A 10040-nucleotide genomic window follows, 5' to 3' on the forward strand; every position below is an offset into this window, starting at 1 on the left:
CCTGGGCCGGCAAGACGGAAGATCAGTGCAAGGCCGAAGGCATCAAGTACGGCAAGGCAGTGTTCCCGTGGGCCGCTTCGGGTCGCGCTATCGCCAATGGTCGCGATGAGGGCTTCACCAAGCTCATCTTCGATGAAGTAACGCATCGCGTCATCGGCGGTGGGATTGTCGGTCTGAATGCCGGTGACCTGATCAGCGAAGTCTGTCTCGCGGTCGAAATGGGTGCCGACGCAACCGATATCGGCAAGACCATCCATCCGCACCCGACGCTCGGCGAATCGGTCGGCATGGCCGCCGAGCTGTATGAAGGCGTCTGTACCGATCTGCCGCCGCAGAAAAAGAAGTAAGGCGGTAAGGGGACGCTTGCGCTCGTTGGCGAGCGCGGCGTTGCCGATTGATGCACGGTTCGCGTGGGGGCGGGTTTCTGTAGTTAGCCGCAGCGACGAACCGAGGACGTCAGCCGCGAAAGTCAGCGACACAAACAAAACGGCGCGCCCCGCAAAGGGCGCGCCGTTTTGTTTTCAGCGGGGCAGGGCATTCGCCACGCTTGTGTGTCACTCGCTTCGTTTGTCCACCCCGTGTGCGAGGCTAGCCGCAGCCGGGGCAAAAAAATCCCGGCCTTCGCCGGGCAAACGATACGCTGTTCAACGTATCGGAGCGTTAGGCCAGGCGGCGCACGCATAACACGCGAGCCTGCACGACGCTGTTGCTACGATAAGCGCCCGCCGGCCGTCGAACCGGTTGGCGCGTGTTGAAACGCGAGAGGCTGATGCTGTTCACGCTTCAGGTGAGCCCAGCGAGCAATTGATTGCTCGCCAGGTCTCACCCGACTGAAGCCTAAGCTGAAGCTTAGACAGCTTTCTTGGTTGAGCGCGAAGCTTGAGCGGCGGCTTGCGAAGCGGCCTTCGACGCTGCCGTGGCGGCTGCATTGAAGTTGCTTTCAGCGATTTCCACAGCTTGCTTGGTTGCCTTGTGAACCGTTTCGTACGTCGTGTTGGCGGCGGTGATAGCCGACTTGATCACGGCGACAGCGGTTTCCGAACCAGCCGGTGCGTTCTTGGCCACGTTCTCGACCAGCGATTGCATCTTGCGGTTCTGCTCTTCGTACTGTGCTTCGGCAACACGGGCGAATTCGGTTTGCGTAGCGGACACGATTTCATACACGTGACGGCCATACGACAGCGCCTTTTCCGACAGCGGCTGCGTGAGGCCAGCCTGCAGCGCGAAAAATTCCTGCGCATCCTTCACCGACAGAGCACGTTGCGCATTTTCCTGGCTTTCCGCGAGCGTCGACTTCACGACTTGCAGGTTCAGCTCAACCAGCTTTTCCACGCCTTCGAATGCCTTGGTCGTCAGGCCGAAGAGGGTTTCAAGGTTTGCTTTCTGGGCTGCGGCGATTTGCTCGGGGGTCAGCAGAGACATGTTTACGCTCCTGGATGACGGTCCGTCTGATGCGGACCGTATTGGGTTAACGGTAAATCCGGTACATCGAAACCTGAATCACACATCACGCTACGATTCATGGTGCATCGCAGCAATAGGTCTCATTTTAGGATGGTGGCAGCGAATGTCAAGCTATTTTTGTGCGTCGCACAATATCGAGAATATCTCGACAAAACAATGCGTTATGAAGCACATATGACATATGCACGAGACATGTCGGATTGACCGCTGCACAGTGCTGGTGCGTGTTGCAGCGGTAGCTTTTGCTGCGCGAGTGGACGAAAAGACGCTGCTCCGGGCGCCTGAGTGGGGCAGGGCACGGGAAATTTTTTTGATGCAAGAGGCGGCAAAACAACAATCGATGTAAACCGGAATCTGTCACGGAACGTTAATCCAGCATCTCGGTCGAATGCGCGATGGCCCGATACGCAGCAGATGCTTAACTTCCTGCTGGTCGGTACATCGGCTGGTGCTTTGAGGAACGCCCACGGGACACCGGCTAGCGGCGTTTTGCAGCGCACGAACCGACCGTATTTCCCCTGATCAAGGTTGTCTTTAAATTGCCGTTATGCTGTGAGCATCGCTCGAAACGAGCGCATAACGGCCCCGACAAACATCCGTGGACTTGATCGTTTTTTTCGATTGAGTGCGCAAAGCTTATAGCTTTTCTGCAATCGGATCTTACAAGCCGGTTTAAGGAGTGCCGATAAGTGCTTAATATTGCTAATTTTTCGTGGTTTTACTACACTTGCGTAAAACTCCAGCCGCCCCTGACAGAACACCAATGAAAACCGACATGTTTTCGTCGCTAAAAGTGATCCATGGCCTGGCCATCAGCACCGCTATGTCGGTGGCCGCCTCGGCGGTCATCGCAGTCGCGTTTGCTGCGCCTGTCGACGCTTTCGCGGCCACAGCGGCTAACGCCGCTACAGCCCCTGCCAAATCCGGCAAGAAAACCCTCAAAACTGCGAAGTCGGCCCGTAAAGGTTCCGCCGTCGCCGCGAAGTCTTCCAAAGCCGCGAAGGTTGCAGCGGCGGACGACGACGCACCGCGCGTGGAAAGCCGCCGCCATCGTGTTTCGTACACGATGAACGGCCGCCGTCACTCGGTGGTCCGTCAGGTCGCGTTCGAACCGCGCCAGCCGACGGTCGGCGAGGCGTTCGGCCTGCACGACACGCCTGATGCACTGGCCTTGCGCTCGAGCGTCGCCTATGTGGTAGATCAAAACACTGGCGAGTCGCTGTTCGACAAGAACTCGCGCGCCGTGGTGCCGATCGCCTCGATCACCAAGCTGATGACGTCTATGGTGGTGCTCGACTCGAAGGCGCCGCTGACCGAGCAGATCGAAGTCACGGACGAAGATCGCGATTACATCAAGAACACCGGCTCGCGTCTCGCGGTCGGCTCGGTGCTTTCGCGTGAAGACATGCTGCACATTGCGCTGATGGCTTCGGAAAACCGCGCGGCCGCGGCGCTGTCGCGTTACTTCCCGGGCGGCCGTCCGGCCTTTCTCGCGGCGATGAACGCGAAGGCCAAGCAACTCGGCATGACCGATACGCACTTCGAAAGCCCGTCGGGCCTGACGAGCGAAAACGTGTCGAGCGCGCGCGACCTGGTGAAGATGGTCAACGCGGCTTATCAGTATCCGATGATCCGCGAGTTCTCAACGGATCGCAGCTACGAGGTGTACACGGGCAAGCGTTCGATCGCGTATAACAGCACGAACGCGCTGGTGCGCAACCCGACGTGGGATATCGGTCTGCAGAAGACCGGCTTCATCAACGAAGCGGGTGAGTGCATGGTGATGCAGACCACCATTCACGGCCGTCCGATGATCGTGGTGCTGCTCGATTCGTCGGGCAAGTACACGCGCTTCGCCGATGCGACGCGTCTGCGTAACTGGCTCGACAACGGTGGTGAGCAGCACATCACCAGTGCCGACGCTGGTGGCGCGGGTACCTGAGCCTGACGCCGCGCATGACGGTTGCTGCTTCGGCGTGGCACCCGGTATCTGCCTAGGGCAGTAAGGCAGCGCAAACAAAAAGCCCCGCAATTTGCGGTAATGCCGTTCAGTTAAGAGCTGAACGGCATTTTTTGTTTGTGGGGCTGGAGAGGTTGTAAACGGGGCGCCGAAGTGTTAACTTTTCGACGCGATGCTCTCCAGTCACCTTACCTTCGTGCGCGAAGCGCAAGAGCCGGTTGCCGACCTGAGCCGGCTGGCTGAGCATCTACCCTACGAATGGATCGAGCGTGCGGTGGAAGCGACCGGTACCGCAAGCATCCGGCGTCGTCGCCTGCCGGCTGAGCAGGTTGTGTGGCTGGTGGTCGCGCTAGCGATGTACCGGCACTGGTCGATCAGCGAAGTGCTCGACAGTCTTGATCTGGCGTTGCCCGACGAGCGCGCGCCGTTCGTCAGCAAGAGCGCCGTGGCGCAGGCGCGCCAGCGTGTCGGCGAGGCGCCGCTGGCCTGGCTATTTGAACAGACTGCACGCGCCTGGGCGGCGCAGGACGGGCCCCGCCACGCCTTCAAGGGCTTGAGCCTGTGGGCCATGGACGGCACCACGCTACGTACCGCCGACAGTCCCGCGAACCGCGAGCACTTCGGCGCCCAGGTCTATCCCAGCGGCAAGATCGCCAGCTACCCGCAGGTGCGCGCGGTGACGCTGACGGCGATTCCAACGCATCGGGTAGCCCACATCAGGTTTGGCTGCTACGGCATCAACGAAATGGTGTACGCCAAAGACCTGCTGGCGCAGATACCGGACGATTCACTCACGGTGTTCGACAGGGGCTTTATGGCCGCTGAGATCCTGCACGGCCTGGTGATGAACGGGCATAACCGCCACTTCCTGATTCCTGCGAAGACCAATACCCGCTGGGATGTGATGGCCGGCACCGCTGATGATGCGACGGTGCGCATGCGCGTTTCACCCCAGGCGCGCAAGAAGTGCCCTGCGTTGCCTGAATTCTGGGAGGCCAGGGCTATCCGAACCATCGATGCGCGCGGGCGCGAGCGCGTCCTGCTGACCTCACTGAGTGATCGCCGACGCTTCAAACCCGCTGATATCGTCGCCTGCTACGAGCGCCGCTGGCAGATCGAAACCAGCTACCGGGAGCTCAAGCAGTCGATGCTGGGCACGGAACTGACCCTGCGCAGCCGGACCGTCGAAGGCGTCTATCAGGAAATCTGGGGCGCGTTGATCGCCTATAACCTGATTCGCCGTGAAATGGCCTGCGCGGCATGGGAGGCGAAGCGCGCGCCCACTGACATCAGTTTCGTGCGCGCCTTCCACACCATCCAGCACGAAATGATGTGGGCCGCCGTAACGCCGGCATACGCGAAACTGCCCGCCTGCCTCAAGCGTCTGCGCGAACGGCTCAAGCGCCTCACCAATGAAAAACGACCCGGGCGCACATGCGACCGGGTCGTCAAATCTCGCCCTCAACGCTATACCGTTCGGTACCTGAAAAAGAACCTTAACTGAACGGCATTACCGCAATTTGCGGGGCTTTTTGCATATGGCGCATCCATTCGTAGCCGCCAGGCCACGCGCCTCAGTTAATCAGGCATGCTGATGATGCGCACTGGTGGGCGGCGTCTCCGGCTGATATCCGAGCGAGGCGGAGATCACCAGCGCCGTCTTGCTCAACTGCCCGAGCCATGAGTCCTGCAGGCGATCGGCCGGTGCGGACAGCGACAGGCCGGCGACCAGCTTGCGGGTATCGTCATAGATACCCGCCGCGATGCAACGCACGCCGAGTTCCAGCTCTTCGTTATCGCGTGCGCAGGCATGCTGGCGTACGTGCAACAGTTCGCGTTCGAGTTTGGCGAGATCGGTAATGCTGTTCTGGGTGTGTCCCGAAAGGCCCGTGCGTGTCGCGTAGGCGCGCACGCGGGTGGATTCGTCTGCCGCGAGGAACAGCTTGCCTACCGAAGTCAGATGCAACGGCGCCCGTCCCCCAATGGCACGTACCACCTGCATGCCGGAACGCTCGGAATAGGCCCGCTCGATATAGACGATCTCATCACCCTGACGCACCGAGAGATTCACCGTTTGCCCGGTCAGGCGGTGCAGTTCGCGCATTGGTGTCAACGCAGCGTCGCGGACCGACAGGCGTGCCTTGACCAGATTGCCCAGCTCCAGCAGGCGCATGCCGAGGCGGTAGGTGCCCGGATCCGAACGGTCGACGAGACGGCACGTCACCATGTCGTTGAGGATGCGGTGCGCGGTGGAGGGATGGAGCTCAGTGCCTAGCGCGAGTTCCTTCAGGCTGACCGGGTCGGTATGCGCAGCCAGGGCATCCAGCAGGCGCATCATGCGCTCGATCACCTGGATCGAAGTCTTGTGATCCGGGTTCGTATCGCTCATGGGGAGAAATCGGTTGACGCGTCAAACAGCGGAGAATTGATTGTATATCGTATTGTGAAAAAAGCGAACGCCGTTCGAGGCTGCCTTCGAATCCGCGGCGACTGTTCGCCGCCTGGCGTCTTAGCCGGTTTTGGCGTTGGTATTGCTCGATAAACAGCGGATAATCAGGGACGTTTTCCCGAAGGAGCGCCTATGCGAGTCGGTTTGTTCGTCACCTGTCTGATTGACCTGATGCGTCCCGAGATCGGGTTCTCGGTGATCAAGCTGATCGAGGGCGCCGGCTTCGAGGTGATGGTGCCGCCAGCGCAAACCTGCTGCGGGCAGCCCGCCTACAATTCCGGCGACCGGCGTCTGGCGCGCGATCTGGCTCAGAAAACGCTGCGGGAGTTCGAGCAGTTCGATTACATCGTGGTGCCGTCTGGTTCGTGCGGCGGCATGATCCGCGTGCATTACGGCGATCTGTTCGGCGACGATCCGGAAATGATGATCCGCTTCGGCCGCTTGCGCCCGAAGGTGTACGAGCTGACCGATTTCCTCGTCAACGTCGCCAAGGTGCAGTTGCCGCCGGGCGAATTCGCGGGACCGGTGACCTATCACGATGCGTGTTCGGGGCTGCGCGAACTGGGCGTCAAGACGCAGCCGCGCTCGTTGCTGGCGCAGGTTGGTGTGACGGTCGCCGAGATGAAGGATTGCGAGCACTGCTGCGGCTTCGGTGGCACCTTCGCGGTCAAGTATGGCGATATCTCGACGGCGATCGTCGACGAAAAATGCGCGAATATCGGCGCGAGCGGCGCGGACACGGTGGTGCTGGGCGACCTCGGCTGCATGCTCAATATCGAAGGCCGTTTGCGCCGCAAGGGCGACACCACCACGCGCGTGCTGCATATCGCGCAGGTGCTCGCCGGCGACGTTTAAGTCCTCAAGCGAATCCCAAAGGCCGCCATGCAAGTTCAAACGATGCAGTTCAAGGCGCGCGCAGGCGAGAAGCTTGCCGACCAGCGTCTGCAGCAGAACCTCACCAAGCTGTCGACGAAATTCGTCTCCGCCCGCGCGGCCGCGATCACGGCCATCGACTTCGCGGCGACCCGCGCTGCGCTCAAGGAGCTCCGCAACCGTGCGCTGGAAAACCTCGACGTCTGGCTCGAGACCTTCGAGCGCGAGGCGACCCGGCGCGGCGTCACGGTGCTATATGCGGAGACCACGCGGGAAGCGGCCCAACTCGTCGCGGATATCGCGCGCCGGCACGACGTCAGGAAGGTGATCAAGACCAAATCGATGGTCACCGAGGAAATGCGCCTGAACGAAGTGCTTGGCCAGATGGGCGTGCAGTCGATCGAGACCGATCTGGGCGAATACATCCTGCAGATCAACGACAACGAAGCGCCGAGCCATATCATCGCGCCGGTCGTCCATAAGGATAAAGACGAGATCGCCGATCTGTTTGCCAAAACCCACCAGCGACCGCGTCTGACCGAGATTACCGACATGACCCGCGAGGCGCGCGAAGTGCTGCGTCCGCACTTCATGACGGCGGATATGGGCGTGACCGGCGGCAATTTCCTCGTGGCCCAGACCGGTTCAGTCGCGCTCGTGACGAACGAAGGCAACGAGGGCATGTGCACGGTGATGCCTCGGGTGCACGTGGCGGTGACGGGTATCGAAAAAGTGCTGCCGACGCTCGAAGACCTCGCGACCGCGATGCGGTTGCTGCCGCGCTCGGCAACCGGCCAGTCCACCTCGAACTACTTTTCGGTGCTGACCGGGCCGCGGGGGCCAGGCGATCAGGATGGCCCGGAGCATATGTATGTGGTGCTGGTCGACGGCGGCCGTACGGGGCTGATCGGCGGCGACTTTCAGGAGATGCTGCGCTGTATCCGCTGCGGCGCTTGCATGAACCACTGCCCGGTGTATCAAAAGATTGGTGGCCATGCGTACGGCTGGGTCTATCCGGGGCCGATGGGCTCGGTGCTGACGCCAAGCTACGTCGGGATCGACAATGCCCTCGATCTGCCGCAGGCCGCGACGCTATGCGGCGAATGCGATAGCGTCTGTCCAGTCGGCATTCCGCTTTCGGGCCTGCTGCGCAAGCTGCGCGAGAAGCAGGTGGAGCGGCATCTGCGACCTTGGCGCGAGCGGGCGGGGCTGGCCGTGTGGGGTTTCCTCGCGCTGCACCCCGATGCCTATGCGTTGTTTACCAAGCTGGCGGTGCGCGTTCTGGAGAAGATGGGCGGGCGCCGACGGGCCATTGGCCGGCTGCCGCTCGCGGCAGGCTGGACCAATACGCGAGATATGCCGGCGCCGGTCGGTCGTACGTTCCGCGAGCTATACGCCGCGCAGCGCAGTCACCTTGGCTGAAGGGCGCGACCTCGTCGCGGACTGGCACTGTTATCTCCAGAGCAACGCTCTATCTCACTAGGGTGGGTTTATACCAATTGATTAGTTCTATATGATTTCGGCTAGGCATAGTGGGTCACAAGCTCAGGGTGCCTCAATCGGAAGAGAACGACATCATGAAAAAGACAATATCGATGTACTGGCCATTGGCCGTGTTTGTGCCGTTCGCAGCGGCAGCCTATATGTATGTCAGCAGCGAGAGCGCCTCCCCGGTCTCGCAGTCGCCGCTCGGCGCATCGCAGCTCACGGCGGAGCTGGCGCGAACTGTTTCGTATGGTTTGGTGGGCGACGATAGTGCCGCGCCGGTCAAGCCCATGCGGGCGGTCACCTCAGTGCAGGCTTCGGAAGCGTCCTGAGCACCTGACGCATGGCGCGGATAACGCGCCGGCGCGCGCCCGCGCGGCGAAATTTTCACCACCTTTGTATAATCGCGGCACTATTGGCTAACCCATCCGGATGCGCCGCATCCAGAGCCCTGATGAAAACCATCTCCATCTGTTTTGTCTGCCTCGGGAACATCTGCCGTTCTCCGACCGCGGAAGGGGTGATGCGGCATCAGGTAGGTGAAGCGAAGTTACACGAACGCATTGCGATCGATTCGGCCGGCACCGGCGACTGGCACATCGGCTCAGTGCCGGACGAGCGCGCCCAGCGCGCCGCCGCCCGGCGCGGCTACGACCTGTCCGGTTTGCGCGGCAGGCAGATCGGCGCGGCGGACTTCGAGCGTTTCGATCTGCTGATCGCGATGGACGACGCCAACGTCGCCGCGTTGCGCCGGATCTGTCCGCCGGGCCAGCGCGAGAAGATCTGTCTGTTGATGGAGTTCGTGCCTGAGGCCGACAGCCGTTGGGCGGGGGAGCGGGAAGTGACCGATCCCTATTTCGGCGGTGCGGAAGGCTTCGAGCAGGTTCTCGATCAGTGCGAGGCAGCTTGCCGGGGCCTGATCGCAGCGTTGCATCCGCAACTGGTGCCTTGAGGGCGCAACGCCTTAATGCTCAGGGTGTTCGTGGTGGCTTGCTCCAAGGCCTGTCCGCAGGCTTTTCACGCGCGCCGCCCTAATTAAGCAAATGACCCAAATCGCAATAGGGATACTTGACTAATTTGCTCATCTATTTATACTTGACCAAACTTGTCGAGAATTGCGATCCCCAACATCATGAGACTCACCACGAAAGGCCGTTTCGCCGTCACGGCGATGATTGACCTGGCGCTGCGCCAGGAGCAGGGCCCGGTGACGCTTGCGGGTATCAGCCAGCGCCAGCATATTTCCCTGTCCTACCTTGAGCAGTTGTTCGGCAAGCTGCGCCGCCACGAGATCGTGGAGTCGGTGCGCGGACCCGGCGGTGGCTACAATCTGGCCCGTCGCGCCGAGAACGTCACCGTCGCCGACATCATCATTGCTGTTGACGAGCCGCTCGATGCCACCCAATGCGGCGGCAAAGGCACGTGCGAAGGTACCAAGCAGCACGACGGCCACTGCATGACGCACGAACTGTGGTCCACCCTGAACCAGAAAATGGTTGAGTACCTGGATTCGGTGTCGCTAAAGGATCTGGTCGATCAGCAACGCTCGCGCGAAGGCTCGCCTGCCGTGCTGCGTGACCGCCGTAGCGAGGCGCCGGCGGTCGAACCCGCCCGGGTCGCGCCACGCGGACCGAATTCCGTTTTTAACATGGCCGGTTCCTAGAGCGCCGCGCAGCAAGCGAACTCGGAACCCAGAAGCCAGAGCAATGATGTCCCCGGAGCGATTCATGAATAACGACATTCCCCACCTGCCCATTTACATGGACTACAGCGCGACGACCCCGGTTGACCCGCGCGTGGTGGACAAGA

9 protein-coding genes and 1 pseudogene are annotated in these 10040 nt (G+C 61.1%); 8 read left to right on the plus strand and 2 right to left on the minus strand.

The window, feature by feature from the left end:
- A pseudogene (locus M0954_RS04215) lies at nucleotides 1-347 on the plus strand (dihydrolipoyl dehydrogenase); the annotation flags it as partial.
- Between the two features lie 502 nt (nucleotides 348-849).
- Here M0954_RS04215 and M0954_RS04220 read toward each other — a convergent pair.
- A complete protein-coding gene (locus tag M0954_RS04220) occupies nucleotides 850-1422 on the minus strand; it encodes a phasin family protein (protein WP_123387804.1) in 573 nt (190 codons plus the stop codon).
- An 805-nt stretch (nucleotides 1423-2227) separates the two neighbouring features.
- Between M0954_RS04220 and pbpG the strand changes: the two genes are divergently transcribed.
- Nucleotides 2228-3406: a D-alanyl-D-alanine endopeptidase gene (gene pbpG, locus M0954_RS04225; RefSeq protein WP_122151498.1), complete on the plus strand. Its 1179-nt coding sequence runs from the start codon at nucleotides 2228-2230 to the stop codon at nucleotides 3404-3406.
- A gap of 190 nt (nucleotides 3407-3596) precedes the next feature.
- Nucleotides 3597-4928, plus strand: a complete 1332-nt coding sequence (locus tag M0954_RS04230; protein WP_297351799.1) for an IS4 family transposase — start codon at nucleotides 3597-3599, stop codon at nucleotides 4926-4928.
- Nucleotides 4929-5006: 78 nt separating this feature from the next.
- Here the strand turns inward: M0954_RS04230 and M0954_RS04235 are convergent, their stop codons facing one another.
- The gene (locus tag M0954_RS04235) at nucleotides 5007-5813 is read right to left on the minus strand and encodes an IclR family transcriptional regulator (RefSeq protein WP_122151497.1); all 807 of its coding nucleotides are present in this window, start codon (nucleotides 5811-5813) and stop codon (nucleotides 5007-5009) included.
- A 192-nt stretch (nucleotides 5814-6005) separates the two neighbouring features.
- Here M0954_RS04235 and M0954_RS04240 point away from each other — a divergent pair, with 192 nt between their 5' ends.
- The 5 genes from M0954_RS04240 (at nucleotide 6006) to iscR (ending at nucleotide 9894) form a co-directional block, all read left to right on the plus strand.
- On the plus strand, nucleotides 6006-6728 hold the full coding sequence (locus tag M0954_RS04240; protein WP_297351801.1) for a (Fe-S)-binding protein: 723 nt from the start codon (nucleotides 6006-6008) through the stop codon (nucleotides 6726-6728).
- Nucleotides 6729-6755: 27 nt separating this feature from the next.
- Nucleotides 6756-8168 carry a lactate utilization protein B gene (locus M0954_RS04245; protein WP_297351803.1) on the plus strand — a complete coding sequence of 471 codons (1413 nt, stop codon included), beginning with the start codon at nucleotides 6756-6758 and terminating at the stop codon, nucleotides 8166-8168.
- 155 nt (nucleotides 8169-8323) lie between these two features.
- Entirely contained in the window at nucleotides 8324-8563 is a 240-nt protein-coding gene (locus M0954_RS04250) for a hypothetical protein (protein ID WP_074266013.1), read from the plus strand.
- A 122-nt stretch (nucleotides 8564-8685) separates the two neighbouring features.
- A complete protein-coding gene (locus M0954_RS04255; RefSeq protein ID WP_297351805.1) occupies nucleotides 8686-9183 on the plus strand; it encodes a low molecular weight protein-tyrosine-phosphatase in 498 nt (165 codons plus the stop codon).
- Between the two features lie 180 nt (nucleotides 9184-9363).
- Nucleotides 9364-9894, plus strand: a complete 531-nt coding sequence (gene iscR, locus M0954_RS04260; protein WP_122151493.1) for a Fe-S cluster assembly transcriptional regulator IscR — start codon at nucleotides 9364-9366, stop codon at nucleotides 9892-9894.
- The last annotated feature ends 146 nt before the right edge of the window (nucleotides 9895-10040 follow it).

The organism is Paraburkholderia sp. (genome assembly GCF_026225065.1).
Lineage (GTDB): Bacteria > Pseudomonadota > Gammaproteobacteria > Burkholderiales > Burkholderiaceae > Paraburkholderia.

Excerpts from the sequence above, each read along its gene's own strand:
- M0954_RS04220 (WP_123387804.1), bottom strand. The coding sequence starts at position 1,422 with ATGTCTCTGCTGACCCCCGAGCAAATCGCCGCAGCCCAGAAAGCAAAC.
- pbpG (WP_122151498.1), top strand. The coding sequence starts at position 2,228 with ATGAAAACCGACATGTTTTCGTCGCTAAAAGTGATCCATGGCCTGGCC.
- M0954_RS04230 (WP_297351799.1), top strand. The coding sequence starts at position 3,597 with ATGCTCTCCAGTCACCTTACCTTCGTGCGCGAAGCGCAAGAGCCGGTT.
- M0954_RS04235 (WP_122151497.1), bottom strand. The coding sequence starts at position 5,813 with ATGAGCGATACGAACCCGGATCACAAGACTTCGATCCAGGTGATCGAG.
- M0954_RS04240 (WP_297351801.1), top strand. The coding sequence starts at position 6,006 with ATGCGAGTCGGTTTGTTCGTCACCTGTCTGATTGACCTGATGCGTCCC.
- M0954_RS04245 (WP_297351803.1), top strand. The coding sequence starts at position 6,756 with ATGCAAGTTCAAACGATGCAGTTCAAGGCGCGCGCAGGCGAGAAGCTT.
- M0954_RS04250 (WP_074266013.1), top strand. The coding sequence starts at position 8,324 with ATGAAAAAGACAATATCGATGTACTGGCCATTGGCCGTGTTTGTGCCG.
- M0954_RS04255 (WP_297351805.1), top strand. The coding sequence starts at position 8,686 with ATGAAAACCATCTCCATCTGTTTTGTCTGCCTCGGGAACATCTGCCGT.
- iscR (WP_122151493.1), top strand. The coding sequence starts at position 9,364 with ATGAGACTCACCACGAAAGGCCGTTTCGCCGTCACGGCGATGATTGAC.